Raw genomic sequence first — 21,359 nt, 5'->3', positions numbered from 1 at the left:
GTCACCTCCTGCCCCAATTATAACAGAAAGTTTACCCCGTGGCAGGACGGAAGCCGGTTTTGTGGTATACTCCCTACTATGAGGGGAGGGATCGAGGTGGCGAAAGGTAAGGTTTTCGCCCTGGCCACAAGCCTCCTAGCGGCGGTGTTCCTGTTCCCGTCTCTCTCCTGGGCCGCCGTCAGAACGGTGGAATTTACCATCGGCAGCAAGACCTACTGGGTGGACGGCAAGTCCTTTTCCATGGACACCGTTCCCCGCATAGAGAATGGGCATCTCCTGGTCCCGGTGCGCTTTCTGGCCTACGCTCTGGGGGTGAAGGAGTCGGGTGTTTCCTGGGATCCGAGTACCGGAGAGGTGAGAATCGAGGCGCCTCCCGGCTGCTACACCTGCACTTACATTCAGCTTTGGCTTTATGAGAACTTCCTGCTCCGTAACCTGCCCGACCCCACAGCTCCGGATAAGGTGGCTCGCGCGAAAATGCGTCTAGGGACCACTCCTATTCTGGATGAAAACGGTCGGGTCCTGGTGCCCGTGCGTGGAGTGGCCGAAGCTTTCGGTGCCACGGTATCTTGGGATCCGGAAAGCCAAAAGGCTACCGTAAAGCTTAACCCCATCATGGCCCTGCGCTTCACCCGCGGCGGCGACAAGTACATTTTCTCCAACCAGCCTGAGTTCCTTCCCGACCGGGGCGGCTACACCATCGAGCAGACTCTAAACGCCGGGGAAAGGTATGGGGTGGAGTTCTTCCACATCATTCCGCCCGGAGGCAAAACCAAACTGGTCGGCGTGGCCCTCTACAACCCCAGCTCCTCTTCAGCCACGGTCAAAATCACAGGCAAAGTCTCGGGCAAAGACCGGGCCGAGCACGCTATCGATTTGACCTCCGAAGGCCTGGTGGACTTTTTCCGCGGCAAGGGGGCCGGGAAGCTGGAGCTCCCGGCCGGGGGTTATGCCCTGCTCATGGTGGAGAAAGCCCCGGAAAACTTTCTGGCCTGGGGCAAGGCCAAGCTCGAGGTGGAGAGGGGAACCCTGAAGCTCCGGGTCTTTCACCTGGACCCGAGCTCGCTCAAAGAGGTTTCCGACCAGGAAATAGCCGCGGCGGCCTTTAAACTCCCGCGGGACCGGGAGATGGACCCCGGCGTCACTACGGGGCTTTACGGCTACGACCACTTGCGCAACGCCAACCCGATCGAGGCGGCGGAGCTCCCTTGCTTCGTCCTCTCCGAGTGGCTGCCCCGCTACAACCTGGGCGAGTACGACCGGGCCGCCGCCGGTTACCTGGGTTACCCCTACCTGGGCGGTAATTACGGGATGGTTTACGAGATAACCATCTCTAATCCCGGGGGGAGGAAGTTGCGCATCACCCCCAACTGGCAGGCCGACGCCAACAATTACGCTCGCATCGTGCTTTACACCCCGAAGGAAGGGTGGCGGGCTCTGCCGGGCATAACGCGGGGGCAAAGCTGGGAAATCCAGATGGACGACTCCCCCACCTTTACCTTCCGCTACGTCCTGCCCGGGGGCAACTTCGGCGGCGTGCGGTTCGAGGTGGTATCCGGATGAACCCACACGGTTTCCTCGCGCAGCACCCGAGCAAACCTGCTCCCGCTGCCGAGAAGCTCTTTCCACTCCTCCTCGGTGTAAACCAAGAGGTCGACCGGAACCGGGAGTTGGGTGGTATCCCACTCGACGCCCCGCCGCTCGAAAGGAAGCCTGGACTCTTTCACCACTATGATCAGGTCGAGGTCGCTCCCTACCCCCCAGTCTCCCCGGGCGTAGGAACCGAAGTAGCCGATGCATACCACTTCCGGCCGGGCCTGGGCTACCTCCCGGGCCCAGCGGCGAACCGCCTGGTCCACCTCTTCACGGTCGGGCCATCTTAGTACGGGCGAACGCAACGATCTCACGGGCATATTTTATCGCCTCTCCACTTTGAATCGGCCCGTAGTGCTCAAACGGCGCTCCTTCTGCGTGGGTGTTGGGGTACCGGGTGGGAATATAGAAGTTGTCGAGCACCCGTGCCTTTTCTATCAACTCCGTAGGAACCGACAACTCAGGGGGTAGCAGCCTCAGAAGCCTGGCCACCACATACCCCCACGCTTCCTGCCCCATGTAAAGGTGCAAAGCTTTGACCGCTTTTTCCGCCGCCTGGTGAGCGGCAAAGCAAGCCCACTCGTGGTCGCCCTGAAGAGCCGAGCGCTCGGCGTGCGCTAGGTCGCGCTCGGCCTGCTTCAACCAGTCCCAGGCTCGGTTGGCCATTCCTTACAACCCCGTTCCGGCCAGAAGCTGCTCCCTTAAAGCGCGGAAGAGGAAAGTGCGCCCGAGTTCCAGGTAGGTGCGGGCCTGAGCCTCTTCTTTGGCCTCGGCGAAGATGCGCACTATGGGCTCGGTGCCGCTAGCCCGCACCAGCACCCAGCCGTCTTCAAAGAGTATTTTAACCCCGTCGGTCGAATCGACCCGGTATCCTCCGGCCCGCGCCAGCTCGCCTACCAAGTTCACAATACCCTTCCGATCTCCTTCTACCCGTTCCTTGGTCTTAAGCTGGTAAAAGCGGGGCAGAGAAGCTACAAGTTCGCTGAAGCGCAGACCCCGGCGGCAGAAGACTTCCAGCACCTTGGCCGCGGTCATGGCCCCATCGCGCCCCAGTACGAAGTCGGGAAAGATCACCCCGCCGTTTTCCTCTCCGCCGACCAGGCCCCCGTGCTCCTTTAAGGCCCGCGAGACCACCGCATCCCCCACCTTGGTCCGCAGCACCCTGCCGCCCCGCGCTCGCACCACTTCGTCCACCACGTTGGAGGTGGCCACCGTGGTGACCACCAGACCTCCGCCGCGCTCCTCCAGCAGAGCTCCCGCTACGAGGGCAAAGGTTTTGTCGCCTTCTACGAAGCGCCCTTCCTCATCGGCGAACACGGAGCGGTCAGCATCACCATCCTGTGCCACCCCGAAGTCCGCCCCCACCGAGCGCACGATGGCCAGGAAAGAGCGCAGGTTTTCCTCATTAGGCTCGGGGTTTCTTCCGGGGAAGCGGCCGTCCGGGTGGCCGTTGACGCTTATCACCCGACAGCCGAGCTCGCTCAAAAGGTAAGGAAGCACCAGACTGCCGGCGCCGTTGGCCGTATCCGCCACCACCAGGGGGCGCCGGCGGGCAATGGCCTCCACGTCAAGCCGCGCTTTCACCCCCTCAAAATAGGGGCGCAACACGTCCTGCCGGGTGACGCGCCCCGTTTCGTTCCAGCCGGCGTAGGCGAAGCGCCCGTTCAGAAGCAGGTCTTCCAGTTCCTCCTCCGCCTCCTTGCCCAACCCCAGACCGTCGGGCTCCAGGAGCTTGATCCCGTTATACTCCGGCGGGTTGTGGGAGGCGGTGATAACCGCTCCGCCGTCGACTCCGAAGTAGCGGCAGGCAAACTGGACAACCGGCGTGGGCACTACGCCCACATCTAAAACCTCTGCTCCCACTCCCAGAAGGCCGCTCACCAGAGCTCGTTTCAGTGCTTCACCACTCAGCCTGGTGTCCCGCCCTACTACCACCAGGGGCTTCCCTCGCCTTCTTTCCCGAAGGAAGGTGCCGAAGGCCGCCCCGATCCGCTGCACCAGAGTAGGATCGAGCCCTTTTCCTACCACGCCGCGCACGCCGAAAGTGCCGAAAACCTTACCCATTCCTTCAGCTCCTTCCGAAGTCGTCTTCCAGGCGTTCGATGTCGTCCTCGCCCAGATACTCCCCTATCTGGGTTTCGATGAGCTCTAAGACCACCTTGCCCGGGTTCTCCAGCCGGTGGCTTAGGCCCGCCGGGACGAAGACGCTTTCCCCCGGGCGCAAAAGCTTCTCCTCCCCGTCCACCGTTATGCGGGCCGTCCCCCGCACCACCACCCAGTGCTCGCTCCGGTGGTAGTGGCGCTGCAGGCTGAGTTTTTTCCCCGGCAGCACGGTGAGCCTCTTTATCTTGTACCTCTCTCCTTCCTCGAGCACCGTGTAGCTCCCCCAGGGACGGTAGGCGGTGCGGTGCACCACCGCCCGCTCGTCCTTCCGGCGGGTGAGCTCCGCATAGACCTTCTTGACCTCCTGGGCGTCGCGGCGGGGAGCCACCAGCAAAGCGTCGCCGGTATCGATGATGATCAGATCCTCCACCCCTACCACGGCGGTCAGCCGTTCGGAAATCACCAGGTTCCCCCGGGCACCGTAAAGGAGGCAGTCGGCCCCTAGGCCCTGAACGATCACCGCGTTCCCCTCCTCGCCCTTGGGTAGGGCCTCGTAAACGGCGTCGAAGCTCCCCAGGTCGTTCCAGTAAGTTTCGAGGGGGACCACCGCCACCCGGCCCGATTTCTCCATGAGCCCGTAGTCAACCGAGATTTCCGGCGCTTTGGCATAGGCCTCCTCGACGCTGGAAGAAGAGGCGAAAGCCTGCCATACTTCCGGAGCCAGGAGCTCGACCTCCCTGAAGAAAAGCTCGGTGTGGAAGACGAACATGCCGCTGTTCCAGTAGTACCCCTGGGCCACGTATTCCGCCGCCCTGGCGGCATCGGGCTTCTCTTTAAACTCCTCCACCCTAAACCCCAGGCCCAGGGACTCCCCCGGTTTTATGTAGCCGTATCCGGTGTGGGGTCGGCTGGGCTTTATGCCAAAAGTAACCAGGTAGCCCGAAGCCAGCTCCTCCGCCGCCCGGAAAGACTTGAGCAGGCTTTCATCGCAGTGGAGGAGGTGGTCGGAAGGGAGCACCGCCACGGTGGCCTCCCTCCATCTCCTCTGTATTTCCCTCATCCCCCAGCAGACGGCCGGAAGGGTGTTCTTCCCCTCCGGCTCCAGGAGAAGGTTTTCTTCCGGCAGGCTGATCCCCAGCTCGGCCAGATCGTCCAGCACCCGGAAGCGGTATTCACAATTAGTGACGACAAAGATCTCCTCAGGGCTTGAGAGTTTGAGGGCCCGCAGGACAGCGTGCTGGAAAAGGGAGCGGCTATCGAAAAGCCGGATGAACTGCTTGGGCATGAGCTCGCGGCTTAAAGGCCAGAGCCTGGTTCCCTTTCCTCCCGCCAGGATCAGAACTTTCACTTCTTTCCCCCCGCGCCAGCTTCTGCTTCGTAGCTACCTGTTTTCGCCATTTTACTCCCCTTTTCCTGCCAGGCCGCCAAGGGAGGGCTAAAATAACCGGAAGCTGCATAGACAGTAGAGGGGGTCTATGCGGCGGCTGCTTTTCTTAGGGATCGTCGTCCTCTTGGGCTTAACCTTGGCCTTTTGGTACCGGGAGAGGGAGAAGATGCCCTCCACTCCCGGAACCAGGGAACTCACCGTGCTCCTCCCCTCTCCCCGGGTGGAGTTTCTTCCCCTTTACTGGGCGGTGGCCAGGGGAAAGGCCGAAAGGGAAGGTCTGTTTTTAAAACTCTCGCCTTCCGCTCCGCCCTTCCCGGGAGAGAAGACCCTGGCCGCCCTTACCGCCGAAGAGGCGCTGTACGCCCGCACCCTGGAGGGGAAGAAGTGGAAGGTGGTGGCGCTTCTCTCCGGGAAGGAACTCGCCTGGCTGGCCGGGCGTCAACCTTTCCGGTGGAAAGACCTGCCGGGTAAGAGGGTGATTACTCCGGGGGCCGAGCAGGGTTTAACTGCCGCCTTCGAGGAGGTGCTGCGCGAGCAGGGCTGGCGGCCGCACCGCGACCTTAGCTTGATCACCAACCTCCCCCCGCACCTGCGCCTGCCTGCTTTTGCCGCCGGGGTGGGAGACCTGCTCCTTACCTCCGACCCTCTCGTTCTGTCCGACCGTTTCCGGTTCAGTTCCCTTCCCCTCTCCTTACCCCCTCTCCCGCGCTGGGTCCTGGTGGCCGAAGAGGGAAAGGTCACTGAGGAGGAAGTCTTTGCCCTTCGCCGGGCGCTCAAGGCGAGCCAGGCGGAGCTTTATCACCTCCCCCCGGAAGAAATCGCTGGAGAAGCGGCGGCCTTCTTTCCGCAGCTGAGCCTGGAAGTTCTTGCCCAGGCAATCGACCGGGCCCAGCGGGAGAAAATATGGGAGGCGGGCGAACTGCCCCACCCCCAAACCTTCGCCCGCCTCCAAGAAATACTAAAGCGGGCGGGGGAACTTCCCCGCCCGCTGGATTACCAGGAGTTCTTCTTTATGCCTGCCCCCAGGCCATCGAGGGAGGAAGAGAACAGGGCAGGCAACTCTGCGTCTGCGGCTCGTAGTCGATGAGGGCCTCCCGCAGCACCTCATCCATGTGACGCACGAAGACGAAGCGCAGCTTGTTCTTCACCGATGGAGGAATCTCCTCCAGGTCACGGCGGTTCTCCTCCGGCAGGATGACCGTCTTAACCCCCGCCCGGTGAGCCGCCAGGACCTTCTCCTTGATCCCTCCCACCGGCAGCACCCGGCCGCGCAGCGTTATCTCGCCAGTCATGGCCACTTCGTGCCGAACCTTTTTGCCGGTGAGGGCCGAGGCTAAAGCCGTGGCCATGGTGATACCCGCCGAGGGGCCGTCTTTGGGCGTGGCCCCTTCCGGCACGTGGATGTGCACGTCATACTTCTCGTGGAAGTCCTCGCTTATGCCCAGCTGGCGGGACCGGGAGCGCACGTAGCTAAAGCTGGCCTGGGCCGATTCACGCATGACCTCACCCAGCTTGCCGGTGAGGATGAGCTTACCCTTGCCGCCGGGCAGAAGGCTCACCTCGATGGCCAGCACCTCGCCGCCGTTCTCCGTCCAAGCCAGCCCCAGGGCCACCCCTACTTCGTCTTCCTTTTCCGCCTGGCTCGAACGGAACTTGGGTATGCCCAGGAACTTCTCCAGGTTCTGGGCAGTGGCGTGTACCCCCTCCCCTTCGCCGGAAACGATGCGCTTGGCCGTCTTCCGGCACACCGCCGCTATCTGCCGCTCCAGGTTGCGCACGCCCGCCTCCCGGGTGTACTCCCGGATGATCTTCCGGATGGCGTTCTCCGAGAAGGTCAGCTGCTCGGGCTCCAGGCCGTGCTCCTTGAGTTGCTTGGGGATGAGGTGACGCCTGGCGATCTCCACCTTCTCCTCCTCGGTGTAGCCCGGGATCTGAATTACCTCCATCCGGTCGAGCAGCGGCCGCGGGATGTTATAGAGGTAGTTGGCGGTGGTGATGAAGAGCACCTGCGAGAGATCGAACGGTATCTCCAGGTAGTGGTCGGAGAAGGCGTGGTTCTGCTCCGGATCCAAAACCTCTAAGAGGGCCGCCGCAGGGTCGCCCCGGAAGTCGGAACTCAGCTTATCGATTTCGTCCAGGAGAAAGACGGGGTTTTTGGATCCCGCCTGCCGCATACCCTGGATTATGCGCCCCGGCAGGGCCCCCACGTAGGTGCGCCGGTGCCCCCTGATCTCCGCCTCGTCCCGTACTCCACCCAGGCTCACGCGCACGAACTTGCGCTCCAGGGCCCGGGCGATGGAGCGGGCCAGAGAGGTCTTGCCCACGCCGGGCGGCCCTACGAAGCAGAGGATGGGCCCTTTCATGTTCTTGACCAGCTTGCGCACAGCCAGGTACTCCAGGATGCGCTCCTTGGGTTCCCGGAGCCCGTAGTGGTCCTCGTCCAGAATCTTGGCCGCCACGTCGATGTCCAAGCGATCACGCGTGGTCTTGCTCCAGGGAAGGGCCAGGATCCAGTCTAGGTAGGTGCGCACCACGGTGGCCTCCGCCGCCATGGGAGGCATCTTCTCCAGCCGCTCCACCTCTTTAAGCGCCCGCTCCTCCACCTCCTTGGGGAGCTTGGCCTGGGCGATCTTCTCCCGGTACTCCTCCCCTTCGGCCAGGCGCTCATCCTTCTCTCCCAGCTCTTTTTGGATGGCCTTCATCTGCTCCCGGAGGTAGTACTCCTTCTGGCTCTTCTCCATCTGCTTCCGCACCCTTATGTTGATGCGGCGCTCCAGCTCCACTATCTCCAGCTCTCTGGCCACGATGGTGCAGAGCTTCTCCAGTCTGGTGGCCACGTCGACCGCTTCCAGGAGCTCCTGCTTATCCTCTATCTTCAGGCTCATGTGTGAGGCCACAATGTCCGCCAGGCGCCCCGGCTCCTCGATGCTCATGATGGCCATCAGGGTCTCCGGCGGGATGCGCTTGGAAAGCTTCACGTACTGCTCAAACTGGTGCAGCAGGCTGCGCATGAGCGCCTCTATGTGGCTGGTGCGCGGCTGCTCCTCGACAAACTGCTCCACCTCTACCTTGAAGAAGGGCTCTTCCTGCAGGTAATGGCGGATGCGGGCCCGCGCCAGGCCCTCCACCAGCACCCGGATAGTCCCTCCAGGGAGCTTCAAAAGCTGCTTTATCTCCGCCACCGTGCCCATGGTATAGATGTCCTCGGGCCGTGGGTTATCTTTCTGGGCGTCTTTCTGGGTGGCCAGGAAAATAGCCCGGTCCTTGAGCATGGTCTCGTCTATGGCCCGGACCGACTTTTCCCGCCCTACGTCCAGATGGATAACCATGTAGGGGAAGACCAGGATTCCCCGCAGCGGCAGGAGGGGCAGGATGCGCGTCTTGGTCTCCATTGTTCCGAACAACACCCCCTTTGTCTCTGCCCCCGGCTAAAAAGCCAGTTCGCTAGCTAAAGACTATTTTAGCACACCCCTTTCTCCCGGGGCTACTGGAAGAAAGGGGGAGTTAAAGGCCGAGCCCCAGAGCGGAGAGGGTCCGGGCGGCGGGGGAATCGCCCGCCACCAGGGCTTCCTTTACCACTTCCTCCAGATGGCTCACCGGAATGACAGTTGTTCCCTCTAACTCCTGGAAGAGTTGCTGGTAGTTTTCGCGGGGGATGAATACCCGCCGGGCTCCCGCCCTGGCCGCCGCCATCACTTTGGGCACGATGCCTCCCACCGGCTTCACCTGCCCGTGGATGGAAACCTCACCGGTGAAGGCCGAGCGGTGGTCCACCGGCAACCCCGTCAGGGCCGAGTAGACCGCTACCGCCACCGCCAGGCCCGCCGAGGGCCCGTCTACCGGCACCCCTCCTGGGAAGTTCACGTGGAGATCGTAATCCATCGGCTCCACGCGTAAAAGGGCGCGCAGTGCGGTCAAGACGTTCTCCACCGAACTCCTAGCCGTGCTCTTCCGGCGGAAGCGCCGCCCCCGCTGCCCGAGTTCCTCCTCTTCCACCACTCCCGTGATGACCAGCCTCCCCTTGCCCCTGGCCCGGGGTACGGCCGCCGCTTCGATCTCCAGGATCGTGCCCTGGTTAGGGCCGCAGACGGCCAGTCCTACCGCCAGGCCCACCGTGGGCTGGGTCGGCAGGCGCTGCTCGGGGCGGGGATCGTACTGCCCCAGGCTGGCCACCCACTCCATGTCCGCCACCCTTATGTCCTTCCGGCCTTCCGCCAAGGCTAAGCCCGCCGCCAGCTGGACCATGTTCACCGCTTCCCTTCCGTTGGTGGCGTACTTGGCCACCACTTCCAGCACCCCCTCTTCCGCCTTCAGGCCTAGGCGCTTGAGGGCGTTGGCTGCAATGAGCTTTATCTCCTCCGGGACAAGAGGCCGGAAAAAGATCTCCACGCAGCGGGAGCGCAGAGCCGGCGGGAGCTCCTCCGGAGGCCGAGTGGTAGCTCCCACCAGCCGGAAGTCGGCGGGGAGACCGTTCTGGAAAAGGTCGTGGATGTGAGCCGGTATGTTGGGGTCGTCGGGAGAGTAATAGGCGCTTTCTAGGAAGACCCGGCGGTCCTCCAGCACCTTCAAAAGCTTGTTCATTTGTATGGGGTGCAGCTCCCCAATCTCATCCAGGAAGAGAATCCCGCCATGGGCTTTGGTGACCGCCCCCGGCTTAGGCTGGGGAACGCCCGCCATTCCCAGGGGACCGGCACCCTGATAAATGGGATCGTGCACGGAGCCGATAAGGGGATCGGCAATGCCCCGCTCGTCAAAGCGGGCGGTGGTAGCGTCTATCTCTACGAACTTGGCCTCTTTGCCAAAGGGGGAGAGGGGGCTGCGCTTGGCCTCCTCCAACACCAGGCGGGCAGCAGCCGTCTTGCCCACGCCAGGAGGGCCGTAAAGCAGTACGTGCTGCGGGTGGGGGCCGCAAAGGGCCGCCCTCAAGGCCTTTATCGCCTCCTCCTGGCCCACTATCTCCGCGAAGCTTTGAGGCCGCACCTTCTCCGCCAGTGGCTCGGAGAGGGAAATGGCCCGCAGCTTTCTTATCCGCTCCAACTCATGTGCCGATTCCCGGCGCAGGGCCACCCGGCTGCTCTGCTGCGCCCGCAGGAGGTTCCAAAAGTAAAGGCCGATGATTACACCGAAAAAGACCTGCACCAGGGTAAGAACCGTGGTCCAGCGGAAAACCTCGTCCATGCTCTTTCCTCCACCAAAGGTCAAGCTTTCTCCAGCTATTATTGCCAGGCTTTCCCGGATTTATGAAAATTTTAAGGCCACCCCTTCCGAGGTGGCCTCGGTGTATCCGGCAGAATTGGCTTTAAACGGCCCCTTCTTTCTTCCGCTTGCCCCGTTCCATGGTGATAAGGATGGGTTGCTCGCGCTTGAGCACCGTATCGCGGGAGATTATGCATTTGGTCACGTCCCCGCGCGAGGGGATCTCGTACATCACGTTGAGCATGATCTCCTCCAGTATGGCCCTGAGCCCCCGCGCCCCCGTGTTGCGACGCAAGGCCTCCTGCGCTATGGCCCTTATCGCCTCCGGCTGGAACTCCAGCTGTACCCCGTCGAGCTCAAAGAGCTTCTGGTACTGGCGGATGAGGGCGTTGCGGGGCTCGGTTAAGATCCGCACCAGGTCGTCCTCCGTCAAGGGGTCGAGCGTTACGATGATCGGCAGCCTCCCCACGAACTCCGGTATGAGCCCGAACTTCAGGAGATCCTGAGGCAGGATCTGGCGCAGGATCTTGCCCAGATCCTGTTCCCGCTGCACCATCAACTCAGCTCCGAAGCCCATGCTCTTGCGGCTTATCCGGCTTTGTATGATCTTCTCTATGCCCTCGAAAGCTCCGCCGCAAATAAAAAGTATGTTCGTGGTATCTATCTGAATGAACTCCTGGTGCGGGTGCTTGCGCCCTCCTTGCGGCGGCACGTTGGCGATGGTCCCCTCCAGGATCTTCAAAAGGGCCTGCTGCACTCCCTCACCCGAGACGTCCCGGGTAATGGAGGGGTTCTCCGACTTGCGGGCGATTTTGTCCACCTCGTCGATGTAGACGATGCCCCGCTCCGCCTTTTCGATGTCGTAGTCGGCCGCCTGCACCAGCTTCAAGAGGATGTTCTCCACATCCTCACCCACGTAACCAGCTTCGGTGAGGGTGGTGGCGTCGGCGATGGCGAAGGGCACATTTAAAAAGCGGGCCAGCGTCTGGGCCAGCAGGGTCTTGCCGCACCCCGTGGGGCCCAGCATGAGAATGTTACTCTTCTGGAGTTCCACATCGTCGATCTTGCCGCCCAGGTGCACCCGCTTGTAGTGGTTGTAAACCGCCACCGCCAGCGTCTTCTTGGCGTGCTCCTGCCCGATGACGTACTGATCCAGAAATTCCTTTATCTCCTTTGGGGTAGGCAGGTCGCGGAGCTCGGCGGAAAGATCCTCGCTCAGTTCCTCCTCGATGATCTCGTTGCAGAGCTCTATGCACTCGTCGCAGATGTAGACGCCGGGACCCGCTACCAGCTTCTTCACCTGATCCTGGGTCTTGCCGCAGAAGGAGCACCTGAGCTGACTCTTATCCTTATCGTCACGAAACATAAAAATCCCCCTTATTTGGCCGGCTTCTTGCGCATGGTGATGACCTCATCAATGAGGCCGTACTCTTTGGCCTGCTGCGCCGACATGAAAAAGTCTCTTTCCGTGTCCTGCGCAATCTTCTCCACCGGCTGCCCCGTATGTTTGGAGAGAAGCTCGTTTAACACCTGCCGCATGCGCATTATCTCCCGCGCGTGGATCTCCACCTCCGTCGCCTGCCCCTGGAACCCCCCCAGAGGCTGGTGCAGCATGATCCGGGCGTAGGGAAGGGCATAGCGCTTCCCTTTGGCCCCCGCCGCCAGAAGGAAGGCCGCCATGCTGGCTGCCTGCCCCAGGCAGATGGTGGAGACGTCCGGCCGGATGTACTGCATGGTATCGTAGATGGCCATCCCCGCCGTCACCAGGCCACCCGGCGAGTTGATGTAGAGGTGAATGTCCTTTTCCGGATCCTCAGCCTCCAGGAAAAGGAGCTGGGCGATCACCAGGTTGGCCAGGTGGTCGTCGATGGGACCGCCAATAAAAATAATCCGGTCTTTTAACAACCGGGAATAGATGTCGTAAGCCCGCTCACCCCGGCTGGTTTGTTCTACCACGATGGGTACCAGCAAAGAGGACATCCCTTTTTCCCTCCTTTCCTCAATCTATATGATAAACCCTCTCTCCCTCTTTTTAAAAGAGGGGCTAAGCGGTCTCGGCCTCCTCGATCACCGCCTGGGATACCAGGAAATCTATGGCTTTATCGCGCCGCAACTTCCCCCGCACGAACTCCAGCCTCCCCTCCTCTTCCAGGGAGCGGTATAGCTGCTCCGGATCCTGGCGGTAGAGGGAGGCGATCTTTTCCACCTCGGCCTTAACCTCCTCCTCCCTTACCTGAAGGTTCTCCGCCTCGGCCACGGCATCGAGAACCAGCCGCACCTTCAGGCTCTGCTCCGCCTCGGGGCGCAGGCGCTCCCGCATCTCTTCCGGCGTGACCCTGGCTAGCTCAAAGAACCGGTCCGCCGGAACCCCTTTGCCCTCGGCGGCAGCCAGCACGTCTTCCAGCAACTCGTCGGTGCGCGCCTCCACCAGCGAGGGGGGCAGCTCCACCTGGGCATTGGCCACCACTTTCTCTACTACCTCGCGTCTAACCTGCCGGTCGGCTTCCTCCTCGGCCGCCTTGGCGAGCTTCTGCCGGATATCCGCCCGCAACTCTTCCAGGGTGTCGAACTCGCTTACCTCCTTAGCCAGCTCGTCGTCCAAAGGTAGCAGCTCGCGCCGGTGTATCGACCGAACCTTTACCTTGAGTAAAGCTTCCTTCCCCGCCAGCTTGGGCTCCGGGTGCTCGGGCGGGAAGCTTATTTTCACCTCTCGCTCCTCGCCCGGGCGCGCCCCTTTGAGGGCCGCATCCACTTCCGGCCCCAGGTAACCGAGCCCGATTTCTATTTCCCTCTCTTTCTCCTCAGCTAAGACTTCCTCTCCCACTATCAATTTATAGTCCAGGGTGACGATGTCCTCGTCCTGGACTTCTCCCTCTTCCACCGTCACCAGCCGGGCGTAGCGCTTCCTTAGCTTCTCGATCTCAGCTTCCACTTCCTCTTCCGTCACCTCTTTCACCCGGCGTGTGACCTTTATTCCCTTATACTCCCCTAAAGTAACCTCCGGCTTCACTTCCACCTTGGCCTTGAACACCAAGGGCTTTCCTTCTTCCGCCTGCACCAGCTCTATCTCTGGGCGGGACACCGGCTCTATGCCGGCGCTCTCCACCGCCTCCGGGTAGACCTCCTCCAGCAAAAGCCAGGCCGCTTCCTGGCGAAAGCGCTCCTTACCTAGGTAGCGTTCCACCAGCGGTCGGGGAGCGCGACCCTTGCGGAAGCCGGGAATCTCCAGATCTTTAACCAGCTTGCGGTAGGCGCGCTCCAGCGCCCGGTCAAACCTTTCCGCCTCCACTTCCACTTCCAAAAGGACCGTACTGTTGCCCAAATGCTTAGTCGATGCCCGCATGGCTTCCTCCCGTCTTTATCCAGTTTATTCCTTAAAGATGCTCGTGCAAGTAGATGAAGTTATTATAGCAAAACGGGGGGCTTTTACGCGAGTAAGCCTGTAAGCCGAGTTCTGTCGAGGGTGGTCATCTATCTGGGGCACCGGTTGCCCTGGTGCCTCAAGCGACCTACCCGGGGACGGAGCGGGCCACTCCCTTGTCCCCCTATGTGGTCTTGCTCCGGGTGGGGTTTACCTAGCCAGCCGGTCGCCCGGCTGCTGGTGCGCTCTTACCGCACCGTTGCACCCTTACCCGCCGCTTTCCTTTGGATGAGCGGCAGGCGGTCTGCATTTCTGTGGCACTTTCCCTGGGGTCGCCCCCGCTGGGTGTTACCCAGCACCCTGCCCTGTGGAGCTCGGACTTTCCTCAGGCACGGCCTCGCGGCCCTTGTGCCCGCGACCACCCGGCTTACTCGCTTTCCCCCTTACTTCCATTATAGCACTCACGGTTCAGATAGACGAAGCAGAAGGGTGTCACCAAAAAAGTATCGCCTTTCCCCGCTTTTTGTGTTACCATCCTTTACAGGTGAAAATTTTAGCACCAAATTGTCTTGAGGGGGAGAGGGTGGAACGGATGAAGGTCTTCGTGAGTATGCGTGAGATCGACGAACTGGGAAGGGTAACCCTGCCGGCTGAGCTTCGGCGGAGCCTGGGCTGGGGCCCCGGTACGCCCCTGGAACTCTTCATCGACGAGGCCAAAGGGGAGATCATCCTCCGGCTTTACGAGCCGGGGTGTCTTTTCTGCGGTCGGGTGGACAACGTGTTCGAGTTCCGCGGGAAAAAGGTGTGCCGCGACTGTTTTGCCGAACTGGAAAAGCTGCTTTAAAGAAGAGGCTTTAAAGAGCCCCTCCAGGCTTGGAGGGGCTCTTTCCGTTTGCCATACCTTCGGCCGGAGCGACATACCGGTTAACGGCCACCACGCCTAAAGCAGTTAGGATCAAGCCCAGCACCAGATTCCAGCCAAGCGCCTCTTTCAGTAACAGGTGGCTGAAAAACGCTCCGAAAACCGGTACCAAAAAAAGGAAGACGCCGGTCTGGCTAGACGGATAGCTAGCCTGGATAGAAAGAAGCAGAGCGAAACCCACCGCCGAAGTGAAGACACCGGTATAAAGGAGTACGCCCACCACTACCGGCGTCCAAAAGAAGCGCCCTACCCCTTCAAGCAAAGCGAAGGGAAGAAGGAGCAGAGAGCCGTAGAGCATCTGGAAGGTGGTTACCTCCAGTTTATCCTCCTCTCGAAAGGCCGCCTTGAGGTAGACACTAGCCAGTCCCCAGCTTACCGCTCCCGATAGAATGACCACTGTCCCCAAAAGTTCTTTATGGGGGAGACAGGTCTGCCAAGGATCAATGGCCAATACGAGCCCCAAAAAGCCTAGGAGCAGTCCTGCAGCCTGGCCCAAGCCAAGGTTTTCCTGAAGCAAGAGATAGGCAAACAAGGTAAAAAACAGGGGATAAGAGTAAAGCACAATGGCTGCCAAGCTACTGTTGACCAGACTTATTCCCAGGTGAAGAGCTCCGCCCATGGCCGTTGTTTGCAAAAGCCCCAAAGACAAATAAGGCCAGAATTTGGCTCTGGCGTGCCATACTCTTTTCCTCTGCCCGACCCACCAGCCGTAAAGGCAGACGGCCCCCAGCAAGAATCTGAGGGCAGCGAAAAGAAGCGGGGGAATAAATTCACTGCCGAACTTGGCCAGAGGAAAGGTTAGCCCCCACAGCAGGGTGACCAGGAGGAGTAAAAGAACGTCTTTGGTCTTCAAGACGAGCGCACCTCCCAGGTGCGGTCAAAGTTTAAGGCCCCCGGTTGCCCGGGAGCCTTGGGGTTTCTTAATGGTGAGCCATGAGGGACTCGAACCCCCGACACCCTGATTAAAAGTCAGGTGCTCTACCAACTGAGCTAATGGCTCACTCTCTATTCTGGCTGGGGCGGTTGGATTCGAACCAACGCAATGGCGGATCCAAAGTCCGCTGCCTTACCCCTTGGCTACGCCCCAGCTTCAAAACTTTGGGGTGGATGATGGGAATCGAACCCACAACCTCCAGATCCACAGTCTGGCGCTCTGACCAGTTGAGCTACATCCACCACCTGCAAATTAAATCTTAGCAAAAGGCCAAGGCGGTGTCAACTAACCCGGTTACCAGCCCAGAGCTCGGATAAGACGCAAAAGCACCGTCAACGCTTCCGCCCGCGTTATATCGTTTTGCGGTTTGATCGTCCCGTCCAAATAGCCCCTGAGGATACCCTCGGCGATAGCGCCCCTGGCCCACTCAGGGATCTCCGAAGCATCCTTGAAGTTGGAGAAATCAGCCGGTTTCCACTGGTAACCAGGGACCTTTTTAAGGAGATTAGAAACCATCACCGCAGCTTCCACTCTAGTAATGGGCTCATCGCCCGCGAAGTCGCGAGGAGCTCTGCCCACAGCAATGCCGGAAGCTATAGCGGCTGCGATATTATACCTGGCCCACTTGGGCACCCCTTTGTAGCCCTCGAGAATCAGGTCGCACTCCGCCGGAGAAGGCCTTTTGAGCACGTTATACATCACATCGCCAGGGTTCATGCCCAGGATCCGGGTCAAGACGCAAACGAACTCGGCACGGGTGATAGGTCGATCTAGACCGGCTGGACGACCGGATAGGGAGGCCGGATCCTGGGGGTTGGGATAGCCCTCCAACAAGCCCAACCCGTTCATGCGGTTGGCCGTGTTTTCGGCCCAGTGTCCGGTCACTCCGGTGAAACTGGGCTCGATCACGCCGAAAACGGTGAACCAGCCCTTATAGTTGCCGTCATTAACCACCTTTACTCGCTTCTCCCCGGCGGGGTAGGTGGCCAGAGCCACCCATTTCTTGAACCGCTCGTTCCAGTAATAGGCACGAGGATGGCGGTCAGGATTGTTGTCCGACCTGGCCGGATCGTAATCCAAGTAAAACTCGCTACCGGGGTCATCCAGTTTGACCGGAGCGGAGAAGACAAGGTATCCCGGCATCCGGTCCACGATGGTCCCCTCAGGCAAGGCCTCGACGGGAGGAGGCACGGCCTCACCGCCCCCACTGGCTTCCGGCGTGGTTGCACCGCCGCCACCACCGCCAGAGCCGCCACCGCTACCGCCGCCGCTACCACCGCCAGAGCCGCTACCGCCACCGCTACCACCGCCGCTACCACCGCCACTAGAAGGAAGGCTGACAGTGGTCTCGGTGGTGTTGGTGCTACCTGGCTGGGTCTCGGAGCTCTTGTACACTGCCGTGTCCTTGATCACCGTGCCCGACGCCACGTCACTCCTGATAACGGCGCTGAAGCGCAGGCTCACGCTCTGCCCCGCACCCAAGGTCCCCACCTGCCACGTGACGGTCCGGCTGGAAGCGTCGTAGCTGCCTCCATCCTGCACCACCACGTTGCTCAGGCTACCGTCCACCTGGTCCGTTACCACCACGCTGGTGGCCGGCGCCGTGCCAGTGTTTTTCAAGGTGATGGTGTAGTTGAGCGTGTCCCCAGGTCGCGCCGTCCCCTTGTCCACACTCTTCTCCCCAACCAGAACGGGCGCCAAAGCGGTCGGCGCTGAGGTGCGAGCCGTGGCCTGAGCGTGGCCGATATCGATAACGATATTGTTGAGCAAAAGCTCCAGCCTGAGGGCGCTGCCGCTCACCCGCGCATAAGTGCCGTCAGAAGCGCAGTCACGGCTCGCCGATCCCAGCGAGAGTCGAGCCAGAGGCGGCAAGTCCAACCTGCCGCTAGCCCTTAGGTCCTTAAGGATGCTTTTCCCCATGAACTTGATATCCGCCACCGACCAGGTAAAGCTGGCCTTGGCTCCGCCCGGTTTCCCCGTAGCCTCGGCCCTGGCCTGGACCCGCAATCCTTCAATTTCAAGATTACCGCCCAGCGCCACGATGGTGGCTCCACTACCGTTGCTCTCGCTCACCACTTTGACCGGCTGGCAGTAGTTGTAGCTTTCGACCCGGCTTGTGGACTGAAGCGCGTTCACCGCCAAAAACTTGCTTATCCCCAGCTCCTTAATGCTTATCTGACTGATAGAACTTTGCGCGCTCGCCCTCCAAGGAGCTCCAAAGCTGGTGTCCGCTTGGGCTGAAAGACCGGATACTTCGACAGCAGGAAGGAACGAAACACCCGAAGGTATTTCCAGCTTGGCCAAGGCCCCTTCACGCGTACCCTGACCCGGAACCGAGTTAACAGCCAGAGGCTTGTTGGCTTCCAACGCCTTCGCCGTAAGCATGAGGGGTGGAAGCACTGTCCACCTGCGCCTTGGAGCTAGCCAGAATGGGGTCGATGCGGAGTAGCGGCAATCCACTCAGGCGCAACATTTCACAGGAAGCCTGACCGCTGTAATCGTCAGCTGCGGCAGCAAGGGAAGGAGAAATCCCTCCCGTCACCAGGAAGATGAGTATTAAGACAAAAATCGACAACATACTGATACATAACCTACATTTCGACTGCACCTGCTCTCACCCCTGTTTTAATACTTGTATCACCAATTAGCTTACCAGTCTACTGGCCTAGATGGCAATAAGGAACTCTTAAGGATTTAAACCTGGATTGACGGAATCGATGGAACAGAAGAAAAGGACTATTGCCCTATGTTCCACCTGCACGGTGCTCCGATAACTACAGCAGAAGGCACTGTGGCCTTCGGTGATGGTCATGAAGCGCAAGAGAAAATTTCTCCTCGCTACCCTCTTGCTCATCTTTCTGGCTGTTCCTCAGTCGAGAGCAGGAGGGCAGGAACTGGTGTCCCTCTCTTCTCTGCTCGCAAGTGCCGGTGTGCCGGCGGAGCAAACATGGATTGGGGAGGACGAAGTGCTGGTTTTTCGGTCCGACGGGCTATTGTTGCGGATAGCAGCAGGAAGCCCTTATCTGCTGGCGGTGATCCCGGATAGGGCATCCGTCACCGAGAGTATCTACACTTTTACCGTCGGGGGCACAAGGTTGACCGTGACTTTACCCCGAAAGGCGGGTGGGGAAAGGCTTACGCGCGTGGAGCTCCCCTTTTCTCCTCGCCGCGAAGGGAGAGAAATGCTGGTTCCGGCAACAGCCGTAGCCCGGTTCCTGAGCACGGCGACTCCAGAGCCGAAGGGGGAGACACCATCGGCCCCTTTCAGGGAATACACCTGGCACTATCGAGGTGAAAAATGGGAGTGGCGCCTTTCAATCCCAACCGAGCTCTATCGACGCTTTGCGCGGCGTCCCCTCGACTATTACGCCTGGTACCATGGCTGCCTGCCCTACGCCGAGGAAGGGCTTAACCGGGAGCTTGTCAGGGCTCTGGCCCAAGTACTGGAAAAGGTAGCTCCGGCAGACCCGTGGGGAAGGGTAGAATTTGTTACCGCCTTTGTCCAGGAAGCGATACCGTACGTCCCCGGTGTTTATCGTTACTATCCCCAGTATCCGGTGGAAACTTTGCTGGATGGGGGAGATTGCAAGGGCAAGGCCGTGCTACTGGCCAGCCTTCTACGAGAGATGGGATACGACACCGCTTTGGTGCTGGTGGACCTAGGCAACCGAGGGCACTTGGCGGTGGGGGTTAAATGCAGTGCAGCTCCCCCTCACTGCTACCACCTGCCGGGGTCCGCCTACGTTTATCTGGAAAGCACTGCTCCCGCATGGCCGGCTGGCACCGTTCCGCCTTTTTACGCCCAGGCTCCGGCACGCTTTTTCCCCTTAAGCTAAAAGGCCAGCATCTCCAGGAAGGCGTCGAGACGGATGCGGGTTCGGGCATCCAGCGGCCCCGGCCTGTCCCCCTCCAGGGAAAGGATCGGGATCTTCAAGCAGCGGCGTACGATGAGATCCTCTATCTGGCGGAAGCAGAAGCTCTGGGTGTAGTGGATAAGACCCTGAATTCGGCGCCGCTCTATTTCCCGCTTTATGTCCTCTAGCCGAGGGAAAATCCCGTAAGGATAGGTATAGAGCAGGTACTGCTCTACCAAGTCGGTGGTTTTGAAAGGCATGGTGAACTGGCGCTGCACCTCGTTAAAGACCACCCGCGCCCCCTTCTCTTCTAGGTAGGAATACAGGTCGGTGAATATGGGGGGTACCCCGATGAATCCCAACCTTACCCCTACCTCGACCAGGGGGCGCTCCCTTGCTTCCTGTAAGAACTCTTCTACTCTTTTTTCGAAGCTCCAGGGATCGCCCATGAAGTCGCTGCAGGAAACCTGGTAGAAATGGTTCTCCTCCCCGGTGACCTGGCCGGTAGTGTAGGTGAGCTCATCTATGAGCCACACTTTTTCCCTTATGCGGTCGAGCTCCCTTTTGGCCTCCCTCACCTCCACCCAACTCACGCCGAAGCGCTCCATCAGCTGCTCGATTTGAAGTTCTAAAAGTCTCTGGTGGCGGTCGTAGGGGTAGGCGAAGGGGATAACCTCGATCCCCTCCAACTCCAGCGTCTCCATCAGGGCATGGGTGTTGCTGCAGTCCCCCTGGGTCACCGCTATTACCGTCCTTATGTCCGGGTTTTGCATGACCACACCGTAAATGCCTTTGATCCAGGCGCAAACGTTTCTGGGATAGCCAGCCCTTTCCGCCACCTCCAGGAAGGATCCCGGATCGGGTGAGGTGATGAAGACGTTATTCAGATCCACCGGCGTTTCTCCGGCCGCCACCAGAACTTCCACGGGTATGGTGGTAGTGAGCCCTACCTTCATGAGGAGCCCCCCTCATCCAGCCTCCACCCGGACGGCAGGAGGCAAGGAACCAGGATAGAGCCTGCGCGCCAGGCGGTCAAAGTTTTCCGGGTCACCACTGACAAAAACGCGGTGAGAAGGAGCGCTGTTGGCCAGAAGCCCTCTTCGGCGGAGTAGCTCTTTTAACTCCTCGGCCACGGCCACCGCCGGGTCCACCAAGACCACCTCCGGTCCCATGAAGGAACTCACCAACGGAGCCAGGAAGGGGTAGTGGGTGCAGCCGAAGATCAGGGTGTCGATGCCCGCCTCCTTCAGGGGTTTCAGGTAATCCCGCAGAACCGCTTCGGTCTCCGGCGTATCTATTTCCCCACGCTCGATCAGAGGAACCAGCCGGGGAGCTGCCTGGGAAAAGACCTGGGCTCGGGGACAAAGATCTTTTATAGCTTTCTCGTAGGCTTTGCTCTTGACCGTGGCCGCGGTGGCCAAGACGCCTATGCGCCCTTGGCGGGAAGACTTTAGGGCCATACGGGCGCCCGCCTGTAAAAGCCCCAGCATGGGAACGGGATAGCGCCGCCGCAACACCTCTAGCGATATAGAAGAACTGGTGTTGCAGGCGAACACAACGCATTTGACCCCTTGGGCTAAGAGAAAGCGGATTATTCGGTCTCCCAGGGCCACCAACTCCGCCGGGGTTTTGTCACCGTAAGGCAAATTTAGGGTGTCGGCAAAGTAGACGACCGACTCGTGTGGTAGCAGGCGGACCACCTGCGCCAGCACGGTGAGCCCCCCCACACCCGAGTCGAAAAGTCCTATAGGCCGCGCATCAGCCATCGACCAAGCCTCCCAAAAAAATAAAGCCCCCAGGCTACTATTATATAGCGGAGCTACATCAAGAAGTTTAGTCTTCTTGATCGTGGATCGTGTCAACCCACTGTAGGAGTCCTGAGCCCCCACCGTCCCCGAACCAGAGCGAACTACCAGAGAAGACTGACATTTCGGCTCAAAGCTTTGAGAGCCTTGGTTAGTGGAGTCACCGAACCCCGTAAAGCAGGAAGATTATCGAATACCTCACCT

At 60.3% G+C, this 21,359-nt stretch carries 18 protein-coding genes, 3 tRNA genes and 1 other RNA gene; 4 read left to right on the top strand and 18 right to left on the bottom strand.

The window, feature by feature from the left end; translation table 11 throughout:
- The first annotated feature begins 96 nt into the window (after positions 1-96).
- On the top strand, positions 97-1,563 hold the full coding sequence (locus DXX99_RS08610) for a copper amine oxidase N-terminal domain-containing protein (protein ID WP_165847791.1): 1,467 nt from the start codon (positions 97-99) through the stop codon (positions 1,561-1,563).
- On the opposite strand, the gene DXX99_RS08605 is transcribed toward DXX99_RS08610, so the two are convergent.
- From DXX99_RS08605 to DXX99_RS08590, 4 genes are read right to left on the bottom strand one after another with little or no spacing between them, the layout of a single operon-like run.
- Entirely contained in the window at positions 1,506-1,913 is a 408-nt protein-coding gene (locus tag DXX99_RS08605) for a nucleotidyltransferase domain-containing protein (RefSeq protein ID WP_115793086.1), read from the bottom strand. The two genes, DXX99_RS08610 and DXX99_RS08605, sit on opposite strands and share 58 nt — an antisense overlap.
- A complete protein-coding gene (locus tag DXX99_RS08600) occupies positions 1,864-2,259 on the bottom strand; it encodes a HEPN domain-containing protein (protein ID WP_115793085.1) in 396 nt (131 codons plus the stop codon). The genes DXX99_RS08605 and DXX99_RS08600 overlap by 50 nt, the downstream gene beginning before the upstream one ends.
- A 3-nt stretch (positions 2,260-2,262) precedes the next feature.
- Complete coding sequence (glmM, locus tag DXX99_RS08595) at positions 2,263-3,657, bottom strand: phosphoglucosamine mutase (protein WP_115793084.1); 1,395 nt, start codon at positions 3,655-3,657, stop codon at positions 2,263-2,265.
- A gap of 4 nt (positions 3,658-3,661) precedes the next feature.
- Positions 3,662-5,044: a mannose-1-phosphate guanylyltransferase/mannose-6-phosphate isomerase gene (locus tag DXX99_RS08590; protein WP_115793083.1), complete on the bottom strand. Its 1,383-nt coding sequence runs from the start codon at positions 5,042-5,044 to the stop codon at positions 3,662-3,664.
- 127 nt (positions 5,045-5,171) lie between these two features.
- Between DXX99_RS08590 and DXX99_RS08585 the strand changes: the two genes are divergently transcribed.
- On the top strand, positions 5,172-6,170 hold the full coding sequence (locus tag DXX99_RS08585) for a substrate-binding domain-containing protein (RefSeq protein WP_115793082.1): 999 nt from the start codon (positions 5,172-5,174) through the stop codon (positions 6,168-6,170).
- Here DXX99_RS08585 and lon read toward each other — a convergent pair.
- From lon to rnpB, 6 genes are all read right to left on the bottom strand, one after another.
- Positions 6,094-8,475 (bottom strand): endopeptidase La, encoded by a 2,382-nt coding sequence (gene lon, locus DXX99_RS08580; protein ID WP_115793081.1) that lies wholly within the window; start codon positions 8,473-8,475, stop codon positions 6,094-6,096. The two genes, DXX99_RS08585 and lon, sit on opposite strands and share 77 nt — an antisense overlap.
- 112 nt (positions 8,476-8,587) lie before the next feature.
- Positions 8,588-10,261 (bottom strand): ATP-dependent protease LonB, encoded by a 1,674-nt coding sequence (lonB, locus tag DXX99_RS08575; protein WP_115793080.1) that lies wholly within the window; start codon positions 10,259-10,261, stop codon positions 8,588-8,590.
- A gap of 121 nt (positions 10,262-10,382) precedes the next feature.
- Positions 10,383-11,645, bottom strand: coding sequence for an ATP-dependent Clp protease ATP-binding subunit ClpX (gene clpX / locus DXX99_RS08570; protein WP_115793079.1), 1,263 nt, complete (start codon positions 11,643-11,645; stop codon positions 10,383-10,385).
- A gap of 11 nt (positions 11,646-11,656) precedes the next feature.
- Positions 11,657-12,259 (bottom strand): ATP-dependent Clp endopeptidase proteolytic subunit ClpP, encoded by a 603-nt coding sequence (gene clpP, locus DXX99_RS08565; protein WP_115793078.1) that lies wholly within the window; start codon positions 12,257-12,259, stop codon positions 11,657-11,659.
- A gap of 64 nt (positions 12,260-12,323) precedes the next feature.
- On the bottom strand, positions 12,324-13,622 hold the full coding sequence (tig, locus tag DXX99_RS08560) for a trigger factor (RefSeq protein ID WP_115793077.1): 1,299 nt from the start codon (positions 13,620-13,622) through the stop codon (positions 12,324-12,326).
- Between the two features lie 84 nt (positions 13,623-13,706).
- An RNA gene (gene rnpB, locus DXX99_RS08555) (RNase P RNA component class A) lies at positions 13,707-14,074 on the bottom strand.
- Positions 14,075-14,232: 158 nt separating this feature from the next.
- On the opposite strand from rnpB, the gene DXX99_RS08550 reads away from it, so the two are divergent.
- Entirely contained in the window at positions 14,233-14,484 is a 252-nt protein-coding gene (locus DXX99_RS08550) for an AbrB/MazE/SpoVT family DNA-binding domain-containing protein (RefSeq protein WP_115793102.1), read from the top strand.
- A 10-nt stretch (positions 14,485-14,494) separates the two neighbouring features.
- Here the strand turns inward: DXX99_RS08550 and DXX99_RS08545 are convergent, their stop codons facing one another.
- The 6 genes from DXX99_RS08545 to DXX99_RS11350 all read right to left on the bottom strand — a co-directional run bounded on the left by DXX99_RS08545 (position 14,495) and on the right by DXX99_RS11350 (position 18,074).
- A complete protein-coding gene (locus DXX99_RS08545) occupies positions 14,495-15,415 on the bottom strand; it encodes a DMT family transporter (RefSeq protein ID WP_115793076.1) in 921 nt (306 codons plus the stop codon).
- Between the two features lie 71 nt (positions 15,416-15,486).
- Positions 15,487-15,562 (bottom strand) — tRNA-Lys (locus DXX99_RS08540).
- 11 nt (positions 15,563-15,573) lie between these two features.
- Positions 15,574-15,649, bottom strand: a tRNA-Gln gene (locus DXX99_RS08535).
- A gap of 12 nt (positions 15,650-15,661) precedes the next feature.
- Positions 15,662-15,738: transfer RNA gene (locus DXX99_RS08530), tRNA-His, on the bottom strand.
- Positions 15,739-15,790: 52 nt separating this feature from the next.
- On the bottom strand, positions 15,791-17,800 hold the full coding sequence (locus DXX99_RS08525) for an S-layer homology domain-containing protein (RefSeq protein ID WP_165847790.1): 2,010 nt from the start codon (positions 17,798-17,800) through the stop codon (positions 15,791-15,793).
- Positions 17,801-17,834: 34 nt separating this feature from the next.
- Positions 17,835-18,074 carry a hypothetical protein gene (locus tag DXX99_RS11350; RefSeq protein ID WP_134642982.1) on the bottom strand — a complete coding sequence of 80 codons (240 nt, stop codon included), beginning with the start codon at positions 18,072-18,074 and terminating at the stop codon, positions 17,835-17,837.
- 223 nt (positions 18,075-18,297) lie between these two features.
- Between DXX99_RS11350 and DXX99_RS08520 the strand changes: the two genes are divergently transcribed.
- Complete coding sequence (locus DXX99_RS08520) at positions 18,298-19,332, top strand: transglutaminase-like domain-containing protein (protein ID WP_115793074.1); 1,035 nt, start codon at positions 18,298-18,300, stop codon at positions 19,330-19,332.
- Here DXX99_RS08520 and DXX99_RS08515 read toward each other — a convergent pair.
- Together DXX99_RS08515 and murI are read right to left on the bottom strand one after the other, a co-directional pair.
- Entirely contained in the window at positions 19,329-20,306 is a 978-nt protein-coding gene (locus DXX99_RS08515; protein ID WP_115793073.1) for a 2-hydroxyacyl-CoA dehydratase family protein, read from the bottom strand. The two genes, DXX99_RS08520 and DXX99_RS08515, sit on opposite strands and share 4 nt — an antisense overlap.
- A 12-nt stretch (positions 20,307-20,318) precedes the next feature.
- Entirely contained in the window at positions 20,319-21,116 is a 798-nt protein-coding gene (gene murI / locus DXX99_RS08510) for a glutamate racemase (RefSeq protein ID WP_115793072.1), read from the bottom strand.
- Positions 21,117-21,359 lie beyond the last annotated feature (243 nt).

The organism is Ammonifex thiophilus (assembly GCF_003368535.1).
GTDB classification, from domain to species: domain Bacteria; phylum Bacillota; class Desulfotomaculia; order Desulfotomaculales; family Ammonificaceae; genus Ammonifex; species Ammonifex thiophilus.
This window is presented reverse-complemented; position numbering and strand designations above follow the sequence as displayed.

Excerpts from the sequence above, each read along its gene's own strand:
- DXX99_RS08605 (WP_115793086.1), bottom strand. The coding sequence starts at position 1,913 with ATGCCCGTGAGATCGTTGCGTTCGCCCGTACTAAGATGGCCCGACCGT.
- DXX99_RS11350 (WP_134642982.1), bottom strand. The coding sequence starts at position 18,074 with ATGTTGTCGATTTTTGTCTTAATACTCATCTTCCTGGTGACGGGAGGG.
- DXX99_RS08600 (WP_115793085.1), bottom strand. The coding sequence starts at position 2,259 with ATGGCCAACCGAGCCTGGGACTGGTTGAAGCAGGCCGAGCGCGACCTA.
- glmM (WP_115793084.1), bottom strand. The coding sequence starts at position 3,657 with ATGGGTAAGGTTTTCGGCACTTTCGGCGTGCGCGGCGTGGTAGGAAAA.
- DXX99_RS08515 (WP_115793073.1), bottom strand. The coding sequence starts at position 20,306 with ATGAAGGTAGGGCTCACTACCACCATACCCGTGGAAGTTCTGGTGGCG.
- DXX99_RS08585 (WP_115793082.1), top strand. The coding sequence starts at position 5,172 with ATGCGGCGGCTGCTTTTCTTAGGGATCGTCGTCCTCTTGGGCTTAACC.
- clpP (WP_115793078.1), bottom strand. The coding sequence starts at position 12,259 with ATGTCCTCTTTGCTGGTACCCATCGTGGTAGAACAAACCAGCCGGGGT.
- tig (WP_115793077.1), bottom strand. The coding sequence starts at position 13,622 with ATGCGGGCATCGACTAAGCATTTGGGCAACAGTACGGTCCTTTTGGAA.
- clpX (WP_115793079.1), bottom strand. The coding sequence starts at position 11,645 with ATGTTTCGTGACGATAAGGATAAGAGTCAGCTCAGGTGCTCCTTCTGC.
- lon (WP_115793081.1), bottom strand. The coding sequence starts at position 8,475 with ATGGAGACCAAGACGCGCATCCTGCCCCTCCTGCCGCTGCGGGGAATC.
- DXX99_RS08550 (WP_115793102.1), top strand. The coding sequence starts at position 14,233 with ATGAAGGTCTTCGTGAGTATGCGTGAGATCGACGAACTGGGAAGGGTA.
- murI (WP_115793072.1), bottom strand. The coding sequence starts at position 21,116 with ATGGCTGATGCGCGGCCTATAGGACTTTTCGACTCGGGTGTGGGGGGG.
- lonB (WP_115793080.1), bottom strand. The coding sequence starts at position 10,261 with ATGGACGAGGTTTTCCGCTGGACCACGGTTCTTACCCTGGTGCAGGTC.